Below are 25,508 nucleotides of genomic sequence, written 5' to 3' on the forward strand. Positions count from 1 at the left end.
CGCCAGGTCAGAAATCGCAACATGATGTCTCCTACATAGTTAGGAGCTCTTGCGCGTCAGCCTCGTCCAGGTTGACCGAGGCACGAGTCCTGCGGATGTCCGAGGCGACGCATCCAGCGTCCGGTCACAGCAGGCCTCCCTCAACTCTTGGCGGGTCCATCCGATGTACGAAAAGCCTACGCTCCAGCGCTTCGGGACCTTCCGCGAGTTGACACTGCTTGGATTCTCCAGCAGCACCGATGGTGCTTCGATTTTCGGTATCGGCTCCCCGGGCTGCTCGACGACCATCGGTCGCCATACCTACGAGATCGGCTGCCCCAGCTCCGGACCGACCACGTCCTGACAAGACACCGTCGCGCTGTGTTCGAGCCCTGCCCACCCGCAGGGCTCGTTTCTTTTGAGCGCTGGCGAAGCCTAGGTCTCGCCGCTACCCTCTGACCGTGCTCCCCTCCCCCCTCCCCAGCGTCGTCTTCCAGCGCATAGATGACGGGGCCGTCCTCTTCTCGCCGGCCACCGAGATCTACTTCGGCCTCAACGAAGTCGGTGCCAAGGTGTGGCAGTTGCTGCCGCCTACCACGTCGTCGCTCGAGGAGCTCTGCGAGGCCATCGGCCGCGACTACCCGGACGTCGAGGAGTCAATCCTCCGGCAGGATATTTCGGAGCTGCTGGCCGAACTCCAGACTGAAGGGTTGGTCGCACCAGCCGACGGTGCCCCCGCGGCCGATGGCCAGAACGCTCGGTAAGATTCGCGATGTGCTGGCGGCGCAGCGCGCGCTGCTGGCGGCACGCCGACGACTCGACCGCGAACCGGTGGGCTCGCTCACCGCGCGGCGGGGCGATGCGCCTGCCCCGGCCCCCAGCGGCGATGCCACGCGCGCACGGCAGATCGCCGCCGCCGTGCGATGGACCGCACGGCACGGTCTCTTCCGCCCTTTCTGCCTCGTGCAGGCGCTGGCGCTGCAGGAACTGCTCGCCGCCGCGGGCGTCCGCGGCAGCGAGATCCGGGTCGGCGTCCAACGACAGGACGGGCAGTTCGCGGCGCACGCCTGGGTGCGCTGGAACAACGAGGTGCTCGGCGATGACCCCCGCCACGTCGCGACATTTACGGAAGTGGACGACATTGGCGTCCTCGGCAGGCGCTGACGATGGGTTTCGTGGTTCGCTTCTCTGCTGCGCCTCTGGACCCAACACCCGCGAGCGCTACGGCCGGCGGCTGGCAGGTCCACGCAGACGCGGCGCTCTACTATCGGGCAGACCTCGCGCGCCGGCTTTCGCCGGTTCCAGCGGCCGACGGCGCGACTTCGATTCGTTCGAGCGCGGTTGCGTCCGGCGCCGACAAGGATGCCGCCTTGATGATCGCCCACGCCCTGGCCACCAGGGGCGAAGCCGCGCTCCACTGGCTCGAGGGCGACTTCGCATTCGCCGCCCAGCACGGCCCCAGCAGTCGCGTGTTGGCCGCGCGAGACTTTGGTGGACACCAGGCGCTCTTCTACGCCGCAACAACCGACGCCTTGTGGGTTGGCACGGACGTCGACACCCTGCTCGAACGCGCCGCTCTCCCGCGCACTCTCGATCTCGCGGCGCTCGCCACCGCCGCAGCCGGACTCTGGGGCCACGACCCCGCGACTGCATACGCCGCCGTGCGTGAGGTCCCTGCCGGCCACGTCCTCACCTGGCGACCTGACCAGCAGCCACAGTGCGCCCCCTTCTGGCGTGTGCCTGACCGCATCGCAGTGCGCCGCGCCCCGCTCGACGACGCCGCGATGGAACTGCGCGGACTGCTCGAAGCCGCCATCGCCGAGCGCGTCCCCGAAGGCAGCGTCGCCGCCGTGTCACTCAGTGGCGGTTGGGACTCGACCGCTGTCTACGGCACCGCCAAGGCGATCGGCCGTGACCTCCATGCCGTGAGCATCAGCTACCCATCGGGTGACCCGGGCCGCGAGGACGAGCTGATCGCCCAGACCACGGAGTTCTGGAAGGCGCGCCCGGACTTCATTGACATCGCCGACGTCCCGCTATTCGACGACTGGACCGGACAGGCACGCGCACGAGCGCTTCCGTTCGCCCACGCCTATGAGCAGTGGAACCGCGCGCTGCACCGTCGCGCTCGCGCAGCGGGCGCGACGGTCATGCTCGACGGCGTCGGCGGCGACCAGCTGTTCCAGGCCAGCGACCGCTATCTCTCGGATCTCGCTCGCACGTTCCAGTGGGGTGAGCTGCTGCGGCAGGCACGTATACGCCGCGGCGGCCGCCTCGACTGGCGGTTCTTGGTCCAGCAGGCCGCGCTCCCGGCGCTCCCGGACGCCGTCGTCGCGGGAATCTTCCGCTTTGTCCGGCGTCATCCGCCTGGTGACTACCTCGAGCGCCTGCCCCCAGGTTGGTTCCGCCGCGACTTTCTGCTGCGGCACCGAATTCTCGATCGCGAGCGCGAGGCGCGACCGCGCATCGACCGCCGCCGCGCGGTACTCGGCGAATCGCAAGCCTATCTCACCTTCGCCTTCTATCCGCGAGTCTTCGGTCTGCTGACGGGATTCGCCCGCGAGGAAGGCGTGGCACTCCGGTCCCCGCTGCTGGACGAGCGCATCGTCCGCTTCGCGGTCCAGCGGCCCTGGTCCGACCGCGTGGATGGCGCCGAGACCAAGCTGCTGCTGCGCCGCGCCATGCGCGGCCGCCTGCCGGACGAGCTACTGGCCCCCCGCAGCCATCGCACCGGCACGACCAATGCGTACTTTCTGCGTGAACTGCGCGGCGCTGGGTGGGCGGTGGCCGAGCCTCTCTTGGATGACCTTCGGCTGGCGGACATCGGGATGATCGAACCGTCGCACTACCGTCGCGCGTGGCAACACCTCCTCGGCCACGACGACGATGAGCTCGCCGTCCGGCTGTTCTTCACGTTGCAGGCCGAACTCTGGCTGCGCACCCATTCGTTCTGATGCCTCACTACCAGGTCTACGGCTACCACCTCGAGTCGGACATTCCGTTCCCGGATCTTCCGACGTTCGACGGGGCGGACGCGCCGCGCTGGCGTGTGCGGCAGGCCGCCGCGCTACCGCCGATGGAGGCTGCACGGGAACTTGGACGCGAGGCGCTGTACGATCAGGTGCAGGCGTCCCTGGTCCAGCACCAGGACGGGTTCCGCATCACGGTCGATGACACCGGCGAGTTCGACATCGGCGCCCTCGGAGTGATTACCTGTGCGCCCTACACGACGGCGCGCCCGGACTTTGTGCGGGCCCACCTACTCGGGCGCGTCATCGCCACGGCGATGTATCACGAGGGTTGGCTGCCACTGCACGGCAGTGCCGTGCTCACGCGCGAGGGCGTGGTCGCCTTCCTCGGACCGAAGGGTATGGGAAAGTCGTCGCTGGCCGCCGCGCTGGTAGGGGCGGGCGCGGCGCTGGTCACGGACGACACGTTCCCCGTGGAGCCTTCGTCCCCCCCGCTCGCTTGGCCTGGCGTCCACACGCTGCGCGTGCACGAGGACGTCCGTGCCGCGCTGGCGTTGGCCCACGTCGATGAAGACACCGGCGAGCACAAGCGATTGCTCGCGCAGCTCGCTCCCGCCCGCCAGGTACACCGCCCGCAACCGATTGCCGCGCTGTACCTCCTCTGCCCCGCCGACGACGAGAATCGCGAAGCGGCAGCCGTGCGCACCTCGTTTTCCCCAGTCCTCGCCGCTGCCGCGGTGACGGCACACGTCAAGACCGGCCGCATGCTCGGCCCCGGCGCCGCTTCCGCGATGCTGGAGCGCGCCGCACGGCTCGTACACCTGGTGCCCGTGCACCAACTCTCGGTGACCCGACGCCTGGAGCGCTTGCCCGAGGTCGCCCAGGTCGTGCTCGACTGGTACGGCGGTCCGCCGCGTTGATGCTCAGCGTCCAAGGCGTCCACAAGCAGTTTGCCGTGCGTCGACCCTGGGTCGAGGCGCTGCGCAATCCGCGTGGCGCAACTCGCGTAGCCGCGCTGGAGGACGTCAGCTTCGAAGTGAATCGCGGCGAGATCTTCGGGCTGCTCGGCCCCAACGGCGCCGGGAAGACCACGCTGCTCAAGATCCTCGCGACATTGATCGACCCCGACGCAGGCCGCGTGCGCGTCGATGGGCATGATGCGCAGCGGGAACCGGCGGCCGTTCGCCAGCTGCTCGCGCCCGTCCTCGCCAACGAGCGGAGCCTGTACTGGCGGTTGTCGGCATTGGAGAACCTGCGCCTGTACGCCGCACTCCAGGGCCTCGACGCGCGCGCGGCGCGCGCGGAGTGTCAGCGTCTCCTCGCGCTTGTGGGCCTCGATGATCACAGCATCGGCGCGCGACTGGTCGCGACCTTCTCGTCGGGGATGCGACAGCGCCTGCTGATCGCCCGTGCGTTGCTCGCGCGGCCGCGTGTGCTGTTGCTCGACGAACCGACCCGTAGCCTCGACCCGATCTCGGCCCGCGCATTCAGGCAGTTTCTGCGCGACACCGTCGTGCAGCAGGAAGGCTGCACCGTCCTGCTGGCCACACACGATGCAGATGAGGTGTGGGAACTCTGCCAACGCGTCGGCGTGCTCGCGCGCGGACGGCTGCTCGCGGTGGACGCGACCTCCACGCTGCGTCACCGCGCGGCCAGCGGCGAATACGAGGTCTGGGTGCGGCACAGCGAGATCTCGGCAGCGACGGAGGCCCTGTCCTCTGACGCGGTCTCGGTGAGCGAAAGAGGAGGCGCAGCTGAACCAGGGTGGTCGGTCCTGCAGTGCACGATTCCCGGCGGCGCCGAGGAATCGTCGCGCGCGCTGAGCCGACTTGCGGCACGCGGCATCGTCCCGGCCCGATTCGACTACGCGCCGCCATCCCTGGCTGCCCTCATCGACCGCGTCGTGCAGGGCGCAGGAAGCCGCGATGCGTAGCGCCCTCGCCTTGCTCCGCGCCGCCTGGCTCGGCGCCATCAGCTACCGGGTCGCGACGCTACTGTCGTTCGTCGCTGTGTTGGCGTCCATCGTGCCCGTGTTCTTCATTGCCGGCGCCGTGCAGGATCTGGCGGCCGACTCCATCCGCCTTGAGAGCGCCAGCTACTTCGGCTTCGTGGTGGTTGGAATGGCGGGCATGTATCTCGCGTCCGCGGCCGTCGGCGCGCTGCCCGGCGCAATCGCCGGTGGCATCGGCAGCGGGACGTTTGAGTCGCTGCTGGGCACGCGCGCATCGTTGCCGTCGCTGCTCGTCGGCTTCGCGGCCTATCCTGTCCTGCAGGCGCTGCTCCGATCGCTGGTGCTCCTGGCCGGCGCGGCGTTGCTGGGCGTGTCACTCGCGTGGCCGATGCTGCTACCCGTGCTCGGCATCGTGTTGCTGCTCATCGCCGCGTACGCGGGCATTGGCCTCGTGGCCAGCGCACTACTGCTGCTGTTCCGCACGTCCGGTCCAATCGTGCCCGCCGCCGTTGCGCTGTCCGGATTGCTCGGCGGCGCCTACTACGCCACCTCGGTGGTGCCCGGATGGTTGCAGTCGCTCACAGGATTCGTACCGCTTGGATATGCATTGCGCGCCTCACGCATGCTCCTGCTTGGCGACGCCGCGGTGGCCGATGTCGCCGCCGACGTGATGACGCTCTCCCTCTTCGCCGTGACGTCGCTGGCGATCGGCGCGCTTTGCTTCGGCCTTGCCCTCCGGCAGTCGCGGCGCAGCGGCTCGCTCTCCCAGTACTGAGTCCGCCACGGATGCTGTCGGCCGAGGCGCGACTTGTCTTCCGCAGTGCGGATCTCTCGGCTTCCTCGGCGAGCATCCTCGGAGACGGAGCTGCCGTCACGGACTGGGAGCGTGCGCTTCGCATGGCAGAGCGAGAGGGCGCCACGGGCACGCTGTGGCGCGCATTGGCGGGCGAGAACAGTCGCCTTCCCGCCGGCGCAAAGGAGTTCCTGCGGGCCCGCACGATGCTGGGCGACTTCCGGATGCGGCAGCTGGCGTCGCGGCTTGCGGCGACGTTGCCGGCATTCCGCGAGCGTGGTGTCGCCGTGATGCTGCTCAAAGGCGCAGCGATCGGCGCCCTCGCCGACCCGACGTTTCGGCTGAGGCCCATGACCGACGTGGACCTGCTGGTGCGCGATGAGGATGTGCTGCGCGCCCACGAAGCGCTCGTGGCCTCCGGCTGGCGGCCGCGTGAAGATCCCAGGTTGACGGCCCTCCTGCACGGTCACCAGCACCTGCCGCCGTACGATGATCCGCAGTTGCCTGGACTTCGCGTCGAATTGCACACGCGCCTGCTGCCGGCCGACCACGGCTTCCATCTGGAAGACGCGGCTCTTTGGGGATCCGCCGTGCCTGCCGCGGCACCGTTCGAAGGTGCGCTCGTGCCGTCGCTGCACGACCTGCTCTTCCACACCTGCGTGCACTTCGCCTGGCAGCACCAGCTCTGCTTCGGGCCCTGGCGCACGTTTCGCGCCGTGTCGGCGATCTGTCGGCAACCGGACTTTGACTGGGCGACCCTGTCGAAGGCGATGCACGTGCGCCGGGGCGCCAGCGCCGTGCATTGGACCCTGCGGCTCGCGTCACTGATGTCCGGGGTCGCCGTGCCTGAGTCGACGCTCCGTGCGCTTGCGCCGCCGACCCCCGACTGGCTGTGCGCCATCGTGGAACGCTGGGCCATCGCGCAACTCGCACCGGGCGAGTTCCCCCTCAGTCCCTCCGTTCGCGTGTCGGAGTGGCTATGGCGGGCCGCCATTCGCCCGCGCTGGAGCGGCCACGGCGCGCCGCACCGACTCGAGGAGAGCCAGCGCTGGTCGCGGACCCTTGTCAACGACGAGGAGGTCGCCCTGTTGACCCAGGCTGGACGCCACGTGCGCGAGTACCGGAGCTGGTGGGCCTTCCTGCAGCGCACCGTCGCCGGCAACTAGCGGTCGCTGGCCGCGAGGGCGCACGGTAGTATTCCTCGCGCTACCCGATTCCCAACCCCGGAGCCCCGATGTCGCCGCTCGCCGGCCTCGCGCTGCACCCGCTGGTCCAGTCCGCCGCCGAACGCCTCGCCGGCGCCCGCGCGGGCCTCGACACTCCCATTGGCGAACGCCTGATCGGACTCCTCGGTATCGCCGCGATGCTCGGTATCGCGCTGGCGATGTCCTACAACCGCAAGGCCATCAACTGGCGGCTCGTGGGCTCGGGACTCGGCTTGCAGGCGGTGTTCGGATTGCTCGTGCTCAAGACCGACACCGGACGCGCCGTCTTTCAGAAGGTGGGTGAGTGGATCACGGCCCTGCTCGGCTTCCAGGAACAGGGCGCGCGTTTCGTCTTCGGCAACCTCGTACAGTCCACGGTGCCCGTCACGGCGCCGGACGGCACAGCGCTCGAGGGCGCGTCGTCGGTCGCCCAGACCGGCGCGTTCTTCGCCTTCAATGTGCTGCCGACCATCATCTTCTTCTCCGCGCTGATGTCGGTGCTGTACTACCTCGGCGTGATGCAACTCATCGTGAAGGGGCTCGCCTGGGTGATGCAGAAGACGCTGCGCACCTCGGGCGCCGAGACCTTGAGTGCATCGGGCAACATCTTCCTCGGACAGACCGAGGCGCCGCTGCTCATCAAGCCCTTCGTGGGCCAGATGACGCGCAGCGAGCTGAACACCGTGATGGTCGGCGGCTTCGCGACTGTGGCCGGCGGCGTGTTGGCCGCGTACGTGGGGATGCTGTCCGGATGGTTCCCAGGCATCGCGTCGCATCTGCTGGCGGCAAGCGTGATGAACGCGCCCGCCGGTCTTGTGCTCTCCAAGATTCTCCTGCCGGAGACCGAAACCCCGGTCACGCGCGCTGGGCTCGGGGACGCCGCGGCCGCGATGGAGACCGCCCCGCCGCGACCGGGCCGCTGGAAGTTTCTCTCCGTCGGCCGCGGCTCGTCTGACGGTGGCGTCATCGAAGCCGCGGCCAACGGCGCCGCGCAGGGCGTGCAACTGGCCATCAACGTGGGCGCAATGCTCATGGCCTTCGTGGCGCTGGTGGCGCTGCTCAATGCGCTGCTGGGCTTCGGCGGCTCACTCGTCGGGGTCGAGAACGCCTCGCTGCAGGGCATCCTCGGCGCACTGCTTCGGCCGCTGGCCTGGGTGATGGGCGTGCCCTGGCAGGACACCGCCTACGTGGGCTCGCTCATCGGCCTCAAGGCCACGCTGAACGAGTTCGTGGCCTACGCACAGTTCGGCTCCGACCTCGCGGCCGGACAGCTGCTGCAGCCGCGATCGGCGATCATCCTCACTTACGCACTGCTCGGCTTCGCGAACTTCTCCAGCATCGCCATCCAGATCGGGGGGATCGGCGGACTGGCGCCGGAGCGGAAGAGTGAGATCGCCGGACTGGGCCTGCGGGCGATGGTGGCCGGAAACCTCGCGGCGTTCATGTCGGCGTCGCTGGCGGGTATGCTGGTCTAGCGGGGGCATCGACGCCTCATCGAGGCGTAATCCAGCCGTAATGCTGCAGAGGGGCATCCCCTAATCCTGGCGATGTACGATGTCGCAGGACCTTCAAGGGGGACGCGATGTTCAGCACGCTTGTCGCCTCACGGCCTGCGCGCGAGCGCGCGGGGAATGCAGCGTTCGTCAGCCTCTCGCTTCACGCCGCACTGATTGCGACGGCGGTCGTCGCCACAACGGTGCGTGAAGCCCCGCGGGCCCCCGCCATCGTGCGGGACCCGATCGTGTTCATCGCGAACCCACAGCCGGCAACCACACCTCGCGTCGCGGCGCCCGCTGCGGCGACGCCGGTGGAGACGTCGCCAGTGGATGCGACGCCGCAACTGCCCGACGTGAACCTGCCGTCGGTTCCCGCCCCCAGCGCGGTACCCATCGGGCTGCCCAAACCGGGACCCGCACTGACCACACCCGGAACGCTGATTGGCGCCGCCCAGCAGCCCGGCGGCGCTGTCACCGGCGTGCCGGGATCCGGCACTGCCGCGCCCTACTCGGCCGACGTGGTTGAGGTCCCCGCGCGGCTGCGCCCGGACCACCCGCTACCGCGGTATCCCGACATGCTGCGCGCAGCGCGCGTGGAGGGATTCGTGCGCGTGCGCTTCGTGGTCGGCACCAACGGCCGCGTGGAACCGGAGAGCATCGAGATCCTTGAGTCCTCGCACGAGGCCTTCGTGGCAAGCGTGCGGCGCGTGCTGCCGCAGCTGCGGTTCACCCCCGGGCGTGTCGGTGGCGCGGCGATTCGCCAGCTGGTGGAGCTCCCGTTCGGGTTTGCGCTGACGCCTTGATGTGCGCGCGGGCCGATACGGCAACAGGAAAGAACGAACGGCGATGCGGGGCTCACCCCGCATCGCCGTTCAGCTTCCATCCTCCGTCCTACCCCTACATCAGCCCTTATTCGCCTTCTCGAATTCCGCCACCAGCGTCGCCATCATCGCCCCACGTTGATCATAGAGCCGCTTGAGCTTCCGCTTCTTCCGCTTGGCCAGCGCGTAGCTTGTCAGGATCGGCAGCGCGATGGTCGAGTCGAGGTAGCACACCACCGCGTCTGGAAGTCGGTCGGGATCGATCTTGCCCCAGCTCACCGCCTCGGCCGGCGTGGCACCCGAGAGTCCCCCGGTGTCCGGCCGCGCATCTGTGATCTGCAGGAAGAAATCGTGCCCCTTCTCATCGATGCCCAACACTTCCTGGATCTGCGGTTCCGTCTGCAACGCGAAGTTCTTGGGTGAACCACCGCCCGCAATGAGCACCGCACTCTTCCCGCCCTTCCGCTTGGCGTGCAGCACGATGCTCGCCGTCTCGTTCACATCCTTGTTGGGATCGATCACGCAGCCGCCGCCCTCGAGCGCCAGCGCCGCCACGTTCATGCCGATGCTCGAGTCGCCGGGCGAGCTGGTATAGATCGGCACGCCGCAGCGGTAGGCCGCCGCCAGCAGCGACTTCTGCGGGATGCCCAGCGCCTTCTCGCGCTCCACCAGATACTTGCCGCAGAGATGGTGGAACTCCGCGCTCGACATCTGCCGCTGGAACTCCGGCGCGCGGATGATCTTCCGGAAGAACGCGTCCGTGCTGAGCAGCACGTCGTAGTCGAAGAACACATCGTAGATGCGCACCACACCTTCCTCGCGCAGCACCGTGTCCGACGCCTGTGGGTTGCCCCGGTGCATCGAGAGCCCGAGCCCGAAGTGCGCGTCGTGGTAGAGGTTCGCGCCCGTGGAGATGATCCAATCCACGAAGCCTGCCTCCATCAGCGGGATGATGGTGCTCATCCCGAGGCCCGCTGGCGTCAGCGCACCGGTCAGCGTCATCCCGACCGTGACGTCCTTCTCAAGCATCAGCTCGGTGAACAGGCCGCAGGCCTCGCGCAGCCGTCCGGAGTTGTAGCTCTGGAACGCGCCCTCGACGAGCTGCACCACGGTCTCCGAGCCGTCGAGCTTCCGCGGGTCGATCTTCTTGCCACGCAAGAAAGTGCTGGCCGGCTTCGTCCCAACCTTGTGGCTCTTGGCCTCGCGCTGCTCGGCGGCGCGCTTCTGCGCGGCCTTGTCGCCCGCTGCGCTCGCGCGCTCTGCGTTTGACTTGCCCGTGCCGTGCCGCGAGGCCTTGAACCCACCGCGCTCCCGACCGGAATCGCCCTTGCCTTTACCCGTCACCGTTCACCGTTCCCTGGTTGATTCGTCATTCACAGCATTCCGCAAGCAGGCGAAACGCGTACTCAGCGTTCCCCGTTTTCCGCGCGCGCGCGCCGCATCGCCGTCTTGAGCTGCAGCTGGTACGCGTCCTCCACCACCCGCGCCGCCTCCGCGGGGTCGTCCGTCACGACCATCAGGTCCATGTCCCCCGGCGAGATCTTGCGCTCGGCCAGCACGCGCGAGCGAATCCAGCGCACCAGACCGGCCCAGTAGTGCGTGCCGAAGAGCACGACGGGGAACTGCGAGATCTTCCCCGTCTGAATCAACGTCAGCGCCTCGAAGAGTTCGTCGAAGGTGCCGAAGCCGCCCGGGAAGATGATGAAGGCGCTGGAGTACTTGATGAACATTGTCTTCCGCACGGCGAAGTAGCGGAAGCTCACCAGCGTGTCCACGAAGGGGTTCGCGCCCTGTTCGAACGGCAGCTCGATGTTGCAGCCATAGGACGGCGCCTTGGCGAGCCGCGCGCCCTTGTTGGCCGCCTCCATGATGCCCGGGCCCGCACCCGTGATCACACTGAATCCCTTCTCGCCAAGCAGACGCGCCGTCTCGACGGCGGCCTGGTACTGCGGGTCATCGGGGTGCGTGCGCGCAGAGCCGAAGATGCTCACGCCCTTCTCGATCCCCGCCAGCTTGTCGAAGCCTTCAACGAACTCCGTGTTGATGCGCATCACGCGCCAGGGATCGGTGGCGCGGAAGTCGCTGCGCGGGCCACCGTACTGCAGGAGACGTGCGTCCTCGGTCAGCGCCCAGGAGAAGTCACCGATGGAATCGTCCGTGGCCGCGCGCGGCAGGACCTCGTCCTTCGGCATCTTGTAGTTCGCGGACGCACGCGCACCTTCCGCCATGCGTTCCTTGAGGCCCGCGACCGCATCATGCTGCGCCTCCTCAAGCCGCGCGGCGTCGGCCTTCTTGCCGGAAGCGGTGCGAGCGGGTTTCGAGGCGGGCATCGCCTTGGATTTCACGGTGTTGCCACCTGAGCGCTTCTTGGACGCCATAGGGCGTGAAGTTTACGTTGACGCGTGACGCTCTGCATCGTGGTGGCCGACGGCGCGCGGCCGGAGACGCTGTGGCGGGCGATCGATGCGGGCGAGCTCCCGGCCCTGGCCCGCGTGCGCGCGCAGGGATCCGCGCACACGATCACTACCGTGTTTCCCTCGGTCACCGGGAGCGCGTACACGCCCTTCCTCGTGGGCATGCATCCGGGGCGCGCCGGGCTACCCGGCCTCCGTTGGTACGATCGTTCCCGGTTCAACACGCTGTGGCCGGCACACGCGCGCAGCTACGTGGGGATCGGAGGGATGCGGGCCGACAAGGACCTGACTCCCGAAGCTCGCACACTGTTTGAGGTCGAACCCCGCTCGCTCGGCGGCTTCACCTACATCGGGCGCGGTCTCCGTGGACGACGGCGCATCGGGACGGGCACTGGTTTCGCAGCGCGCATGGCGTGGACTCACTTCCGCGCGGACGTCGACTCGTGGCTGCGCTTCGACAGGTGGCTGGGCGAGGAGTTCGCGCGCCGAGTGCGCGCGCAGCGGCCGCGGGTCGCGTTTCTCGCGCACCCTGGGGTGGACAAGCTCTCGCACCGATTCGGGCAGGACGATCCGCGTGTGCTGCAGGCGCTCAAGACCGTGGACGCGACGGTTGCGCGATTGCAGGCAGACGCCGGGGCGGACGGTCGTGGCGGCGAACTTGAGATCTGGGTGGTGAGCGACCACGGACACGAAGACGTTGCCAATCACGAAGACCTCGAGCGGACCGTTTCCGACGCCGGATGGTCTGTCAAGGCTCATCCGAATGTGCTCAAAGGGCGCGATGTTGGCGTGATGGTGAGCGGAAACTGTATGGCTCACATCTACGTTGCGCTCGATGAAGAGCACAATCGAGGCTGGGAGCATTTCGAAGCGAGGTTTGGATCGCTTCTTGGCCTGCTGCTCCATCGACCGGCAGTCGACCTCGCGCTCGTACCGCGCGTCGACCTGTCCTGCGATGTCCTGAGTCGCACGCACGGCCGGGCCCGCGTGTCCATCGAGTTCACGTCGCCAGAGGCGTTCGCGACGCTGGGCCCCTGTGCGCTGCCGAACCCGCATCACCCGGAAGCCCGATTGACCTACGAGCCACTCGACGGCGATCCGCTGCAACTCGGTGGTCCCGTCCGCGCCGTGGACCCCACGACCGCCTGGCAGCTCACGCGCGAGTCCGCGTATCCCGACTCTCTCGTGCAGATCCTTGCACTCGCCAACGCGCCGCGCTCGGGCGACATCATCCTCTCGGCGGCCCACGGCTGGGACTTGCGCGCCCGCTGGGAGCCGTCATTGCACTACAGCGGCCACGGCGCGCTGCGACGTGACCAGATGCTCGTACCGCTGTTGATGTCGAGGCGCGTCGACGCCACGCCGCGCCGCACGACCGAGATCTATGCGAGCGCGCTCGAGGCGCTCGGACTCGCGTCGCCGCGCGATGTGGTTCTCGACGGCGGGAGCTTCCTGTCGCGCGCTGGCGGGACGCAGCTCGCGCGAAGCTAGCGCGCCGCTGGTGGGCCCACGGCTGCGAGCAGTACCTGCAACTGCGACGCGATCTCTCGCTGCGCCTCGCGCAGTGCGCGCAGGCGCTTTCCGATGAACCGCCGAAGCAGGTAGCGGCGCACGGCGGTGAACATCGCCTGTCGTCGTTCGCCAATCACCAAGGCCGCGGCTGCCCACGCCGGCTGCAGCAGCATCGACGCGAGGCCGGCAAGCCAGCCATAGAAGGCGCCAAGGACCAGCGAGGTCGCGACGATCCACAGGGGAAAGATCACCGCGCCCACCAGCACACGGTGTGTGACAATCGTGTCCTCGCCCTCGATGCGCGCCGTATACGCAGCCCCCATCACCGTCACGCGTTTGGCGAGCCAGAACCAGATCGCGCCCGCCACTGAAACGGCGATCAACGGCAACAGCAGCACGCGCAGCGCCGCCCAGCGCAGGGCCTGACCCGCCGAGATCTCCTCGACCAAGGTCTGCGGCGTGAGCCCGTAGCGCCTCAGTGCCCGTCCGTGCTCGCGCAACGCGTCTGCCGTGGGCTTCCACGCGTCCGCCCCGCCGTCGCGCAGCGCCGCCAGTGCCTCGCTGGTCACGCGCAGCCGCGCGACCTCATCCGCAGCGTCCACCGTCTCACCCCGCGAGAACTCCGCGCGCCACACTCCCTCGGCGGTGCGCACCAATGGCTCGTCCTCCCAAGCCTCGAGATTCAGCGACACCGTGCGCATCGCGCGCTCGATGCGTTGTGTCAACTCGCGCACCGCCACGCGATTGTTCACGTCGCCGACCAAGTCATTCCAGGAGAACGACTCGGCGATGATCACGTGCGCCTCTGAGCGGAACGTGTCGCGGTCGCGGAAGACCAATCCCATCGCGACGATGGGGAAGTCGCGTCCAAGCTGCGCCGCGGCCCCGATGGCGATGCGCGCCGCGCCGGTCTTCAGGGGCGCGAGCCGGGAGGCGGAGTGCGAGGTGCCCTCAGGGAAAATGCCGACGACGTCGCCCGCCGCGAGCACGCGATGCACGTCGCGGAAGGTGTCGAGGTTCTGCGCGAGCCGCGTGGGATCGTCCTGCTGCCGGTACACCGGCACGGAACCCACACCCTTGATGAGCCATCCGATCAGCGGATGCGTGAACAGTGGCGATTTGGCCAGGAATCGCACGTTGCGGCCGGCCATCGACGCGACCAACGCCGGATCCACCAGCGAGTTGTTGTGGTTCGCCACCAGCAGCACCGGACCGGTCGCGGGCAGGCGCGCGCCCGACACGCTCACACGGTAGTACGAGCGCACCGCCAGCTCGGAGATGAGGGGCATCGCCCGATAGAGCCACATCGCGGGAAAGCTACACGCCCTGCCGCGCGATATCTTTCCCGTATGTGGTCGCTCGTCCTGCGCCTGGTCCCACGCGCCATCGTGAATCCCGCCCTTGCGCGGGACCTGCTCACGGTGGCGTGGCGCTTCCGTCGCAACCGCTGGTGGATGCGCTTGCCGTTCCTGCCGCTGCCCGCGCGTGACTACGTGCGCTGGCGGATGTACACGGCCTACGGCGACTACGACGCCGTGCCGCCGGTGCAGGACGTGATTCGCTACGCGCGCTGGGCCGCGCGGTTTCCCTGAGGGAGACCGGCGCCACCTTTGCAGCCCTACTCAAGGCGCAGGCCTTGGGTGTCGGCTTCGACCGCGCGGGGATCGCCACGCTCGGCCCCGCAGAGACACACGACGCGTTCGCCACGTGGATCGAAGCTGGCCACCACGGAGAAATGGCGTATCTCGAACGCGGGGCGGCCCTGCGCGCCGACACCACGCGCCCCGAACCCGGGATGCGTTCCGCGCTCGTGGTACTGCTCGACTACGGCGGCAAGCAGCCCACAGGCCCGGTGGCGCGATACGCCCGAGGCGCCGACTACCATCGCGTGATGTGGGATCGGCTCGACGAACTTCTGGACTGGGTCCGACGCGAGCGAGGTGACGATGTGCGCGGCCGCGCCTACGTCGACACCGGCCCGATCCTCGAGCGCGACCTCGCGCGTCGCGCCGGACTCGGCTGGTTCGGCAAGAACACGATGTTGATCGATCCCACGCTGGGTTCGTTCTTCTTCATCGGCGCGCTGTTCCTGGACCTCGCGCTCGCGCCCGACGTGCCGTTCGAGCAGGAACACTGCGGGACCTGCACGCGCTGCCTCGACGCCTGTCCCACGGACGCCTTCGTCTCGCCGCAGGTGCTGGACGCGAGGCGCTGCCTCTCCTACCTCACCATCGAGTCACGCAGCGAGATTCCCGAAGAGTTCCGCGGTGCGCTCGGTGAGACGCTGTACGGCTGCGACATCTGCCAAGACGTCTGTCCCTGGAACGTGAAGTTCGCACGGGAACTGCCGGACGAAGCGCTTGCCGCGCGTGCGCCTGTTGCCGGCACGGACGCTCGAAGCCTGGCGCGACTCCTCCTGAGCATGGACGACTCGGCCTATCGCGAGGCGTTCCGCGGCTCAGCCATGAAACGAGCCAAGCTCGACGGCCTGCAGCGCAACGCGCGCACGCTGATCGACAACCTGGACGACGCGTCGCGCTAGGTCTCGCGCCCGTTGATTAGGACGGGACCGATGCCTCGCTGACAGCGGACACGTCAGCACGAGCGTCGCGGTCCGCGCCAATCGCCTTTCTTACCGCCGGCGCCACCACGCCGCCGAACAACTCGATGGCCCGCATGGTCTCCGCGTGCGGGAACGCGCCCACGGTGAGCTGCAGCGTGAAGCGCTGCATCCCAAACAGTTCGTGCTCCCAGAGGATCTTGTCGACCACCTGCTGCGGGTCGCCGATGAGCACGGCACCCTTCGCCGAGCGCTCGGCGTCGAACTGATGCTTCGTCGGCGGCGGCCATCCACGCTCGCGGCCGATCTTGCCCATCTGGTACATGTACGGATGGAACGCGACCTCTGCAGCCCTTGCCGCATCGTCGGCAATGAAGCCGTGCGAGTTGATGCTGAGCTTTGCCTGCGCGGGATCGTGGCCGGCCTTCGCCCAGGCCTCGCGGTAGAGGTCGGCGTACGGCACGAAACGCTCCGGTGATCCCCCGATGATGGCCAGCGCCATCGGCAGGCCGAGCGTGGCGGCGCGCACCACGGACTGCGGCGTGCCACCCACCGCCACCCACACCGGCAACGGCGATTGCAGCGGCCGCGGGAAGACGGGTTGGTCCTGCAGCGGCGCGCGGAACTGCCCCTGCCAGGTCACGCGCTCCTCGCTCCGCAGCTTGAGCAGCAGCTCGAGCTTCTCGCTAAAGAGCTCGTTGTAGTCGTCGAGGTTGTAGCCGAAGAGCGGGAAGGACTCGATGAAGCTCCCGCGACCCGCAAGGATCTCCGCGCGACCATTGGAGATGAGGTCGAGCGTGGAGTACTCCTGGAACACGCGCACCGGATCGTCGGAGCTGAGCACGGTGACCGCGCTCGACAGTCGGATGCGCTTGGTACGCGCCGCGATGGCCGCGAGTAGCACGGCCGGCGTGGACGAGAGATAGTCAGACCGGTGATGCTCGCCGACACCGAACACATCGAGCCCCGCCTCGTCGGCGAGTGCGGCCTCCCCCAGCAGGTTGGCAATGCGCTGCTCGCGCGGGATGAGTGCGCCCGTGCGGTCCGGTGTGTGCTCGACGAACGTGTAGATGCCCAGTTCCATGGCTCTCGGGGTTACCGGCTGCTCTTGTAGATCATGTCCACCAACTCGTCGTACATCGCCTCGGCCTCCGCGTCGCCACTCTGGATGGCGTGCGAGGCACAGTGCTTGAGATGGTTGCGCATCAGGTTGCGACTTACCGACCGCAGCGCCTCCTGCACCGACGAGATCTGCGTCAGGATGTCGGCGCAGTAGCGATCCTCGTCGATCATCTTCTGCAGTCCGCGCACCTGGCCCTCGACGCGGCGGAGCCGCTTGAGGTTGTTGTCCTTGATGCCCGGGTCCACGGCGACGGCCTTGCGACCGCCGCCATCCTCGTGCGTCGCACAGTGACAAGCCGCCTGCACGCTGGGAAGTTCCTTCTTGGCCGCTGCCATATCGCGCTCTCCTCTCCTAGACGATTCGCGCCCGCCGCAGGCGGAGCGAGTTGGTCACCACACTCACTGAGCTGAACGCCATCGCGGCGCTGGCCATCACCGGCGTGAGCAGCAGGCCGAAGGCCGGGTAGAGTACACCCGCCGCCACCGGGATTCCAATCACATTGTAGATGAAGGCCCAAAACAGGTTCTGCTTCATCGTGCGCATCGTGCGGCGCGAGAGCTCCACCGCCTGCGCCGAGGCCCGCAGGTCGCCGCGCATCAGCACCACGTCGGCCGCCTCCGCGGCGATGTCCGTGCCCGTACCGATGGCCATGCCGACGTCAGCCTGCGCCAGCGCCGGCGCGTCGTTGATACCATCACCGACCATCGCCACCACCTGACCCTCCTTCTGCAGGCGATCGATCTCGGCAACCTTGCCCTCGGGCAGCACACCCGCCACCACGCGCTCGATGCCCGCCTCCTTGGCAATCGCCTTGGCCGTGCGCTCCGTGTCACCGGTCAGTATCACGACCGTGAGTCCGAGCGTGTGCATGCGCGCGATGGCCTCTCTCGAGCTCTCCTTGATGGGATCCGCCACGGCAACCAGTCCCGCCAGTTCCCCATTGCGGGCCACATACATCGGCGTACGGCCCTTGTCCGACAGATTCGACGCGGCCTCCGACATCGGCGCCACATCAATGGAATAGTCCGCCATCAGCGCGGCGTTGCCCACTGCCATCGCTGCGCCGTCTACGACGCCGACGATGCCCTTGCCGGTCACCGACTCGAAGCCCTCGACCGTGCCCTGCGCGTGCCCACCCTCGCGCGCATGCCGCACGATGGCCTCAGCAAGCGGATGCTCGGAGAGCGCCTCAAGCGCCGCCACCTCACCCAGCAGCTTCGACTCCTCCACACCTTCCGCGACGACCACATCGGTCACCGCCGGGCGGCCTTCCGTCACCGTGCCGGTCTTGTCGAGCACGATCGTCGAGATGTCACCCGCGCGCTGCAGCGCCTCACCACCCTTGATGAGCACGCCGAGCTCGGCGCCCTTGCCCGTCGCCACCATCACCGCGGTCGGGACGGCGAGACCCATGGCGCAGGGGCAAGCTATGATCAGCACCGTCACCGCGGCGGCAAAGGCGCGCACGAACGAAGCGTCGGTCGCCAGGATGACCCACGCGGCGAACGTCGCAATCGCAATCGAGATGACAATCGGCACGAACACCGATGAGATGCGGTCGGCCAATGCCTGGATCGGCGCCCGCGACCCCTGCGCGTCGCGCATCAACTTCACGATCTGCGCGAGCACCGAGTCCTCACCCAGCGTCGTGGCGCTCAGACGGAACGCGCCGGTGCGATTGATCGTGCCGCCAATGACGCGGTCACCGACCTTCTTGGCCACGGGCATCGACTCGCCCGTGAGCATGGACTCGTCCACTGCGCTCTCACCCTTCGTGATCGTACCGTCCACGGGGATGCGCTCACCCGGCCGCACAACCACAGTGTCGCCCGCTGCAAGCTCCTCGATCGGCACGTCCTGCTCCACGAGATTCCGCAGCACGCGGGCCGTCTTGGGCTGCAGTTGCACCAGCGCGCGCAGCGCCGTCGCCGTATTGCGCTTGGCGCGCGCCTCGAACGCGTTCCCCGTCAGGATGAACGCGATGATCAGAATCACCGCTTCGTAGTAGACGTCGGCCGACACGCCGCGGCTCGTGAAGAATGACGGCCAGACGGTCGCGATGATCGAGTACAGGTACGCTGCGCCGGTTCCGACGGCCACCAACGTGTTCATGTCCGCCGAGTGGTGCGTGAAGGATTTCCACGCGCGGACGTAGAAGTGCTGCCCCGCGGATGCCATGGTGACGCCAGTGACCACAAGCAACACCCAGTCCAGCCACATGAACGAGTGCCCCAGCGGCATCAACGCCATCGCCACGAGGCCGATGGCACCGCTGGCAATCGCCTTGATCTTGAGATCCGTGAACTCCTCGGCCGTCGCCTTGTCGCGCGCCTCCTGTTCCTCGAAGGCGCTACGGTCCGTCTGCGGCATCGAGGCGTCATAGCCTGTCTGCTTGATGGCCTCGACCAGCGCCTCGGGCTTGGTGGTCGCGGGATCATAGGTGACCGTCGCCGTGCCCATCATGAGGTTGACGCTGGCATCCGAGACGCCGGCCGACTTCTGCAACGTGTTCTGCACCCGCGACTGGCAAGCCGCGCAGGTCATCCCCTGGACGGGGATCCGGGTCGTGATGTGGTCAGTCATTGGCGATGATCGTGCCCCGCAGCATGCTCATGCCGCAGGTGAAGGGGAACCGGCCAGCCGCACTCGCCGTGAGCTCGATGACGGTGCGCTCCCCGCTTGGCAGGAAGCGACGCACGTTGAACTCGGGAATCACCACCTCTTCCGAGCAGGAGGACGTGTCGCGGCGATCGAACACGAGGCGCACCGGGCGCCCTACAGGGACCTGCACGGTCGACGGGCTGTAGCCACCGTCCACGATGATCTCCACCTCGGCCACGCCGGCCGAGTCCGCCACTGCGGCCGCGGGCGCGCTGCGCCCGGCGACGAAGAACCACCAATTCACCGCCGCGATGCCAGTGGCCGCAGCGGCCAGGACGAGCAGGTCGAATCCGGTCATCGCGGCCTCCGGTTACAAGGTCGCGAGGACGGTGTAGCCCGCGTCGCGGATGGCTTCGGCAATCGCGTCCTTCCGGACCTTCGTCTCGTCGTAGTCGACCGTCGCCTTGCCGATCCGGACTTCCTCGAGGCTCACGCCGTCGATGCTCTCCAGTGCGTTCTTGACGGTGCGCAGGCAGTGCCCGCAGGTCATCCCGCCGATTTCCAGCGTCTCCTTCGCCATTGCCGCTTCTCCAGGGTGTCGGCCCGGTGGGCCGGCGGGGGCTACATACCCCTCACGGGTATGATTCTAGATACCCCCTACCCCTATGTCAAGAGGGCCCCGATTCCTTTCGGATCGGAGCCCTCCTGCCAGCCAATGCGCGCCTGTTGAGCGGGGCGCGTTCGCGGCTTATCGCGTCAGCCGCTGTACCAGCTGCACGAGAGCCTCCTGCCACGCCAGCGGCGCCCCTGGGAGTTCCTCGCGCCGCAAGGTGCGCGCGTTCTGCACGTCAGCGTCCGAGAGCAGCGACTCGGCGCCCATCCCGCTTGCGAGCAGCGGCGTGCGCTTCGGCAGAATGCCCTCAGCGCCGATGCGCACCGCCTTGCCATCGCGGCCCACCAGCGCCCCGGTCAGCTGGAGCACACTGACGGGTGTCTCCAGCGACGTGAGCCAAGGCACCGGTACCACGTTGTCGCTGCCGATCTCGACCGACTTCCGACCCGCGATTCCCTGCTGCCGCAGCCAGAGCTGCCCTATCTCGAGGCGAATGACCAGGACGTGCGCCACACCCGCCGCGTCCATCGCGCTGGCGGCGCTGGCCACCCACTCGCTTGACGGCCGGCCGACGCTGAGCTTCGCCTGCTGCAGGTTGGCCACGCGTCCCAACGCGGAATCGCCGCGGGCCACACAGTCCGCGCCCGGCAGATCCCCTTCCGTGAAGCAGCCGAATCGCACGTCGGGCGCTACGCCGCTGACCCCGCTGGCAATCACGCGCAGGGGCTGGGCTCCGTTCGCCGCCCTAAGCGAATCCAGGAAGGTGTTCATCTCGACCAGCAACTGCGCGAGCGCCGTGCCCGGCTTGGCCGACGGCTCGAAGATCTCATTGGATCCGTCGCGCGGCTGGAAGACGATCGGCAGCGCGCCGACGGGCACGCCAGCGGCGAGCGCCGCCGTCCGTGAGGCCCCGGCATAGAACGGTGCGCGCGAGAGCATCGCGTCGCCGACACCGCTTCCGAACGTGGCGCCAGTGGTGGCGCAGGCCGTCAGTGCGGACGAAAAAAAGAGCGCCACGAAGACGCCGAGACTACGACTCATACTGGTTCCACTCCCATCCGTTGAATGTCTCGCGGCACGGCGGGTCGGTCGACGGGTCCATTCGACCCCGCTGCGCGCGACATCAGTACGCCGCACCGCGGGAATAGTGTCAAGCCGGGGCGCCTACCGCGGCGTTCCGCGCGCTACCTTATGCACCGTGCACGAGCCCACCGCCAAAGACCGCCTTGCCGCCTGGCGCCGCAGTCGCCCCCGCACGCCGTCGCTGGAACGGCGCATCGTCCGTGTCCGCGGCCTCGACTTCTCGGTGCGGCTCTCCCCTCCGGTCCCGGGCAGCATCCCGCTGCTGGCCGTGAACGGCGGGATGATCTACGGTCACGACCTACTGTGGCCGACCTTTGCGCCGTTCGCCGACAACCGGCAGGTCATCCTCTACGACCAGCGCGGACGTGGCGACTCGCAGGCGCCACCGGGCGCCAGGGCCGCACGCATCGAGCACGACGCCCTGGACATTGTCGCGCTGCGTGAGGCCCTGGGCATCTCGCAGTGGGATATCGCGGCGCACTCCTGGGGTGGCGGGATCGCGCTGCTCGCCGCCGCCGAGGATATCGCGGGCGTGCGACGCATCGTCACGTTCGATGCCGTCGGCCCGACCTCGGGATGGCTCGAGGGCCTGCACGGGCGCGCCGTGGCGCACTTGGCCGCGCGTGATATGGACGAGGAGCGCGCCACGCTCGCGGGCCTCGATCCGCGCGCCCTGATGGACGATTGGCCCGAGCTGCATGCGCGTTACAGTCGCGCGTTTTATCCGGCCTGGTTCCACGATCCCACGGCGTTGCTCGCGCCGCCGCCCCTGGCCATCAGCATCACCGGTGCAGCGGTTGCCGCGCGCCTGCGTCGCGAGGGTTATGACTGGCGGCAGACGCTGACCAAGGTCGGCGCACCGGTGCTGCTCTTCCACGGCGAGCAGGACTGCATCCCGCCGGTCGAAGCCGACGCAATCGGGCGCTTGGTCCCGCGTGCCCACGTCCTGCGCGTCCCCGACTGCGGCCACATGCCGTTTTTCGAGTGGCCGGCGATGGTGTTCGACGCCGCGCTGCGCTTCCTGGACGCCTGAGCGTGGCGCGCGCACCGGGAAGTCCGTGGCGGCGGTTGTTCTGGTTCAGCGCCGCGTTTGTGCTGCTCGCCCTCCTGCTGCGACGCGAGGGACAGAAGCTGGCGCGCGAACTCACGCCTGCTCCCAACGCCTCACTGGACTCCACCGCGCAGGCGATGGCGGACGCCTTTGACGCGTCCGGCACTCCCGATGTCGGGCGTCCAGGGAATGCGGTGTCCGTGACCAGCGGACTTCCCGAACCCGAGCGCGACTCCGTGCGGATCGCATTCTCCCTGGATGCGCGCGGTCCGAGCACATACCTCCCCGAGCTGCTCGCCGCCCGTGGCGGCTGGAACTACCGCTGGCCGGATCGTCGGGCCGAGCCGATGCGCGTGTGGGTGCAGGCGGCGTCCGGGCCGAATTGGGACGATGCATACCCCGCCCTCGTGCGCGAGGGCTTTACCGCCTGGGAAGGCCTCGGTCTTCCCCTGCTCTTCACGATCGTTCGCGATTCGGCGCGCGCCGAGGTGCTGGTGACCTGGGTCGAACGCTTCGACGAGCGGATGACCGGTCAGACCAGCTGGCGCTACGACCAGCACGGCTGGATCGTGGGCGGGAACATCCAGCTGGCCCTGCAGCTACCCGACGGACGCCGGGTCTCGCAGGATGGCGTGCGTGCGATCACGCGCCACGAGGTCGGGCACCTGTTGGGGTTGGACCATCCGCAGGACACGACCAGTGTGATGGCCGCGCAGGTATATGTGACCGAACTCAGTGAGCGCGACCGACGCACGGTACGGCTTGCCTACGAGCTGCCGCCGGGGCGGGTGTGGCCGTGAGCTGTCTGGCGCACAGCGCCGCCGGGCGCAACCGTTGTTGACCTCCTATCCCACATTGAACGTGAATCGGTTGATTCTTGCGCTCGCGTTGGCCCTCGGCGCGCCGAGTCTTGGAGCACAGTCGCTCGAACCACTCACCATCCGTGGACCGGATGGCATCTCGCGCTCCCTCGCGCCGGCGGAACTCCAGTCGCTTCCCCGCGTCAGCGGCACGGCGGCGGCCCACAACACGACATTCACCTTTGATGGCCACGACCTTCGCGATGTCCTGCGGCTCGCGGGCCTGACGCCGGTCGACTCACTGCGCGGCGCTCAACTGCGGCGCGTCGTGGTCTTCGTCGGCTCCGACGGCTACTCCGCGCTCATTGCGCTCAGTGACCTGGACCCGAGCATCGGCGGACGCCGCGTGGTTGTGGTGGACCGCGAGGACGGCAAGCCGCTTCCGCCCGAACGTGCGCCACGTCGCATCATTGTCGAAGGTGATCACCGACCCACGCGCTGGGTCCGACAGGTAGTGCGTATTGAGATTCGCGACCTCCCGGAGTGATCTATGTCGAGCTCTCTCGCGTTCCCCCGCCGCGTGTTTTTTTGGGCAGGCGTCTACGGGCTCCTCGTCCTGGCCCCGCAGTACCTGCTCGAACTCGGCATCGGTCCTCCGCTGCCTGGTCCTCTACAGCGCCCGGAACATTTCTATGGATTCGTCGGCGTCGCCTTGGCGTGGCAACTGGTGTTCCTGGTAATCTCACGTGACGTCCAGCGTTACCGACTGCTGATGTTGCCGGCGATCGTCGAGAAGCTCGTGTTCGGCGTGCCGGTGCTGCTGCTGTTCGCAGCGGGCCGCGTGGGCGCGGATGTCCTGACGTTCGGCTGCATCGACCTGATGCTCGGTGTGCTCTTCTTCCTCGCCTTCCGCGCCACGGGCGCTGGGACGATGGCCGACTCGCGGTGAGCCTCCGACGCGCGGAGCCCAGCGACGCCCCCGCCCTCAGCGAGATCGCGAAGGCGGCAAAGGCGCACTGGGGATATCCGCCGGCCTGGCTCGAGGCGTGGGAGGATGAACTCACACTCTCGCCTTCATATGTATCCGCAAACGCAGTCTTCGCGGCAGAGGACAGCGGCCGCCTCCTGGGACTCGTTTCCCTTGAGCGCCAGTCCGAGTACTCGGAGATCGCGCACCTCTGGGTGCGCCCTGACTGCATGGGGCACGGTGTTGGCGCCGCACTCGTCGCGCAGGCACTGCGTGAGGCGGCCACGCGACCGGGTCATGCGATCCGCGTCATCTCCGACCCCAATGCTGCGACGTTCTACGAGCGTCTGGGAGCACGGCGCATCGGCGCGCAGCCGGCGCCGATGCCCGGGGCGCCCGATCGCCTGCTTCCCATCCTGGAATTTCCGGCACCGGGACAAACCATCGCGTGAGTCTGCGGGTCGAACCGGAACCCTCATCTTCCAACCAATGTCGCGTCCCACCTTGCTCGCTCTCGCCACCGCCTTGACCTGCGCCACCGCGCCGGCGGCCGCCCAGCTGCCACGCGTGACTCCGGTCGCGAGCATCGGCTGTGAGGAATGTGGCGGCCCGCAGGAGTTCGGCGAGCTGCTCGACGTGAGCGTGGACAGCGATGGCGGCGTGCTCGTCCTCACGAATAGCGCTCCGTTCGTGCGCCGGTTTGCGGCGAACGGCTCGCCCGCGTGGAGTGCCGGTGTGGCAGGTAGCGGTCCGGGAGAATTCCAGCGCGCGCTGTGGGCCATGCTCGCACCGACAGGAGTGCAGGTGGTCGACATGGGCGCGCGTCGCGTGTCGCGGCTGGACGCAACCGGGGCGTTTCGCGGGAGCGCTTCGTTCCGGGGATTCGCACCCACCGTCGCGGCGCGAGGCAGCAGCGGTGAGTTCGTGATGCTGATCGACGACTTCCGCGGTGGCTACCGTCTCGAGCGGTGGACGGCCGCGGATTCGGGCCAGCCATACTTCGCGTTGCCGACGGAGCCCCGCGAGCCCGGCGCCATCGTGTTCACGGCGATGGCGATCGCGACCGATGGAAGATTGGCACTCATCCGCGACATCAATACGTACCGCGTTCAGGTCTTTGATCGCGACGGGACACTGCTGCGCACACTCACCCGCGAGATCCCGCAGGTGCGGCGCACTGCCGAGGAGCTGGCTGCGCAAGAGCGTACCCGGCAGCGCGCAGCTGCGCGTGTGGCGGCAGAGCGCGGTGCGGCGCCTGCGCGAGGGGCGCCGCCCGCACCTCGTCCGGGCGGCAATCCGGATCTCAAGCCGCACGTCTCGATCGACGGCCTACAGTACGACGACCGCGGTCGCCTGTGGCTGCGCACCATGCGCGGGGACCACACGGTCACCGTCTTCGATGTGTTTGCGGACTCCGGCGAGTTTCTTGGTGAGCTGCGCGTTCCGGGCGTGCTCGGGTCGTTTTCGCTGGCCGGGCCCTGGCTGGCGGCGGCAACCGAGTCGGACGACGGGTATCCAATCGTGCGGATCTACCGCGTGAATTGAGTGAGGCGCTGCAGCCGTCGGTGAC

At 68.3% G+C, this 25,508-nt stretch carries 28 protein-coding genes; 19 read left to right on the top strand and 9 right to left on the bottom strand.

The genetic code is table 11. The annotated features are described in order from the left end of the window. Window positions 1-163: 163 nt before the first annotated feature. The 10 genes from KF709_05975 (at window position 164) to KF709_06020 (ending at window position 9,196) form a co-directional block, all read left to right on the top strand. Window positions 164-343 (top strand): lasso RiPP family leader peptide-containing protein, encoded by a 180-nt coding sequence (locus KF709_05975; protein ID MBX3173940.1) that lies wholly within the window; start codon window positions 164-166, stop codon window positions 341-343. 97 nt (window positions 344-440) lie between these two features. Next, window positions 441-743, top strand: a complete 303-nt coding sequence (locus KF709_05980) for a PqqD family protein (GenBank protein MBX3173941.1) — start codon at window positions 441-443, stop codon at window positions 741-743. Next, window positions 724-1,143 carry a lasso peptide biosynthesis B2 protein gene (locus KF709_05985; GenBank protein ID MBX3173942.1) on the top strand — a complete coding sequence of 140 codons (420 nt, stop codon included), beginning with the start codon at window positions 724-726 and terminating at the stop codon, window positions 1,141-1,143. The genes KF709_05980 and KF709_05985 overlap by 20 nt, the downstream gene beginning before the upstream one ends. A 209-nt stretch (window positions 1,144-1,352) precedes the next feature. After that, window positions 1,353-2,933 (top strand): hypothetical protein, encoded by a 1,581-nt coding sequence (locus tag KF709_05990; protein ID MBX3173943.1) that lies wholly within the window; start codon window positions 1,353-1,355, stop codon window positions 2,931-2,933. Further along, window positions 2,933-3,868 carry a hypothetical protein gene (locus KF709_05995; protein MBX3173944.1) on the top strand — a complete coding sequence of 312 codons (936 nt, stop codon included), beginning with the start codon at window positions 2,933-2,935 and terminating at the stop codon, window positions 3,866-3,868. The genes KF709_05990 and KF709_05995 overlap by 1 nt, the downstream gene beginning before the upstream one ends. Further along, the gene (locus KF709_06000; GenBank protein ID MBX3173945.1) at window positions 3,868-4,881 is read left to right on the top strand and encodes an ABC transporter ATP-binding protein; all 1,014 of its coding nucleotides are present in this window, start codon (window positions 3,868-3,870) and stop codon (window positions 4,879-4,881) included. The genes KF709_05995 and KF709_06000 overlap by 1 nt, the downstream gene beginning before the upstream one ends. Continuing rightward, the gene (locus KF709_06005) at window positions 4,874-5,674 is read left to right on the top strand and encodes an ABC transporter permease (protein MBX3173946.1); all 801 of its coding nucleotides are present in this window, start codon (window positions 4,874-4,876) and stop codon (window positions 5,672-5,674) included. The genes KF709_06000 and KF709_06005 overlap by 8 nt, the downstream gene beginning before the upstream one ends. Before the next feature lie 11 nt (window positions 5,675-5,685). Next, on the top strand, window positions 5,686-6,858 hold the full coding sequence (locus KF709_06010) for a nucleotidyltransferase family protein (protein ID MBX3173947.1): 1,173 nt from the start codon (window positions 5,686-5,688) through the stop codon (window positions 6,856-6,858). A 68-nt stretch (window positions 6,859-6,926) separates the two neighbouring features. After that, the gene (locus KF709_06015; protein MBX3173948.1) at window positions 6,927-8,372 is read left to right on the top strand and encodes a hypothetical protein; all 1,446 of its coding nucleotides are present in this window, start codon (window positions 6,927-6,929) and stop codon (window positions 8,370-8,372) included. A gap of 107 nt (window positions 8,373-8,479) precedes the next feature. Beyond that, window positions 8,480-9,196, top strand: coding sequence for a TonB family protein (locus tag KF709_06020; GenBank protein MBX3173949.1), 717 nt, complete (start codon window positions 8,480-8,482; stop codon window positions 9,194-9,196). A 99-nt stretch (window positions 9,197-9,295) separates the two neighbouring features. Here KF709_06020 and KF709_06025 read toward each other — a convergent pair whose 3' ends face one another. Together KF709_06025 and KF709_06030 are read right to left on the bottom strand one after the other, a co-directional pair. Beyond that, a complete protein-coding gene (locus tag KF709_06025) occupies window positions 9,296-10,558 on the bottom strand; it encodes a deoxyhypusine synthase (GenBank protein MBX3173950.1) in 1,263 nt (420 codons plus the stop codon). A 62-nt stretch (window positions 10,559-10,620) separates the two neighbouring features. Further along, window positions 10,621-11,406 (bottom strand): TIGR00730 family Rossman fold protein, encoded by a 786-nt coding sequence (locus KF709_06030; protein MBX3173951.1) that lies wholly within the window; start codon window positions 11,404-11,406, stop codon window positions 10,621-10,623. 210 nt (window positions 11,407-11,616) lie between these two features. On the opposite strand from KF709_06030, the gene KF709_06035 reads away from it, so the two are divergent. Then, window positions 11,617-13,119: an alkaline phosphatase family protein gene (locus KF709_06035; protein MBX3173952.1), complete on the top strand. Its 1,503-nt coding sequence runs from the start codon at window positions 11,617-11,619 to the stop codon at window positions 13,117-13,119. Here the strand turns inward: KF709_06035 and KF709_06040 are convergent. Further along, a complete protein-coding gene (locus tag KF709_06040; GenBank protein MBX3173953.1) occupies window positions 13,116-14,447 on the bottom strand; it encodes a 1-acyl-sn-glycerol-3-phosphate acyltransferase in 1,332 nt (443 codons plus the stop codon). The two genes, KF709_06035 and KF709_06040, sit on opposite strands and share 4 nt — an antisense overlap. A 42-nt stretch (window positions 14,448-14,489) precedes the next feature. On the opposite strand from KF709_06040, the gene KF709_06045 reads away from it, so the two are divergent. Both KF709_06045 and queG read left to right on the top strand, forming a co-directional pair. Next, entirely contained in the window at window positions 14,490-14,732 is a 243-nt protein-coding gene (locus KF709_06045) for a hypothetical protein (GenBank protein ID MBX3173954.1), read from the top strand. Between the two features lie 44 nt (window positions 14,733-14,776). After that, complete coding sequence (gene queG / locus KF709_06050; protein MBX3173955.1) at window positions 14,777-15,682, top strand: tRNA epoxyqueuosine(34) reductase QueG; 906 nt, start codon at window positions 14,777-14,779, stop codon at window positions 15,680-15,682. Window positions 15,683-15,698: 16 nt separating this feature from the next. Here queG and KF709_06055 read toward each other — a convergent pair whose 3' ends face one another. From KF709_06055 to KF709_06080, 6 genes are all read right to left on the bottom strand, one after another. After that, window positions 15,699-16,784: an LLM class flavin-dependent oxidoreductase gene (locus KF709_06055; protein MBX3173956.1), complete on the bottom strand. Its 1,086-nt coding sequence runs from the start codon at window positions 16,782-16,784 to the stop codon at window positions 15,699-15,701. A gap of 11 nt (window positions 16,785-16,795) precedes the next feature. Further along, window positions 16,796-17,158, bottom strand: coding sequence for a metal-sensitive transcriptional regulator (locus KF709_06060; GenBank protein MBX3173957.1), 363 nt, complete (start codon window positions 17,156-17,158; stop codon window positions 16,796-16,798). A 16-nt stretch (window positions 17,159-17,174) separates the two neighbouring features. Continuing rightward, the gene (locus tag KF709_06065) at window positions 17,175-19,406 is read right to left on the bottom strand and encodes a copper-translocating P-type ATPase (GenBank protein MBX3173958.1); all 2,232 of its coding nucleotides are present in this window, start codon (window positions 19,404-19,406) and stop codon (window positions 17,175-17,177) included. Next, on the bottom strand, window positions 19,399-19,782 hold the full coding sequence (locus tag KF709_06070) for a cupredoxin domain-containing protein (GenBank protein ID MBX3173959.1): 384 nt from the start codon (window positions 19,780-19,782) through the stop codon (window positions 19,399-19,401). Before KF709_06070 ends, KF709_06065 begins: the two co-directional genes overlap by 8 nt. A 12-nt stretch (window positions 19,783-19,794) precedes the next feature. Then, window positions 19,795-20,004: a heavy-metal-associated domain-containing protein gene (locus KF709_06075; protein MBX3173960.1), complete on the bottom strand. Its 210-nt coding sequence runs from the start codon at window positions 20,002-20,004 to the stop codon at window positions 19,795-19,797. 168 nt (window positions 20,005-20,172) lie between these two features. Next, window positions 20,173-21,078 (bottom strand): hypothetical protein, encoded by a 906-nt coding sequence (locus tag KF709_06080; protein MBX3173961.1) that lies wholly within the window; start codon window positions 21,076-21,078, stop codon window positions 20,173-20,175. 157 nt (window positions 21,079-21,235) lie between these two features. Here KF709_06080 and KF709_06085 point away from each other — a divergent pair, with 157 nt between their 5' ends. From KF709_06085 to KF709_06110, 6 genes are all read left to right on the top strand, one after another. Continuing rightward, entirely contained in the window at window positions 21,236-22,153 is a 918-nt protein-coding gene (locus KF709_06085) for an alpha/beta hydrolase (protein ID MBX3173962.1), read from the top strand. A 2-nt stretch (window positions 22,154-22,155) separates the two neighbouring features. Continuing rightward, the gene (locus tag KF709_06090; protein ID MBX3173963.1) at window positions 22,156-22,971 is read left to right on the top strand and encodes a matrixin family metalloprotease; all 816 of its coding nucleotides are present in this window, start codon (window positions 22,156-22,158) and stop codon (window positions 22,969-22,971) included. Between the two features lie 61 nt (window positions 22,972-23,032). Continuing rightward, window positions 23,033-23,518: a molybdopterin-dependent oxidoreductase gene (locus tag KF709_06095; protein ID MBX3173964.1), complete on the top strand. Its 486-nt coding sequence runs from the start codon at window positions 23,033-23,035 to the stop codon at window positions 23,516-23,518. A 3-nt stretch (window positions 23,519-23,521) separates the two neighbouring features. Continuing rightward, entirely contained in the window at window positions 23,522-23,920 is a 399-nt protein-coding gene (locus KF709_06100; protein MBX3173965.1) for a hypothetical protein, read from the top strand. Then, entirely contained in the window at window positions 23,917-24,390 is a 474-nt protein-coding gene (locus KF709_06105; protein ID MBX3173966.1) for a GNAT family N-acetyltransferase, read from the top strand. The genes KF709_06100 and KF709_06105 overlap by 4 nt, the downstream gene beginning before the upstream one ends. A 37-nt stretch (window positions 24,391-24,427) precedes the next feature. Next, window positions 24,428-25,483 (top strand): hypothetical protein, encoded by a 1,056-nt coding sequence (locus KF709_06110; protein ID MBX3173967.1) that lies wholly within the window; start codon window positions 24,428-24,430, stop codon window positions 25,481-25,483. Window positions 25,484-25,508: the final 25 nt, after the last annotated feature.

It is taken from the genome of Gemmatimonadaceae bacterium (assembly GCA_019637445.1).
Taxonomy (GTDB): domain Bacteria; phylum Gemmatimonadota; class Gemmatimonadetes; order Gemmatimonadales; family Gemmatimonadaceae; genus Pseudogemmatithrix.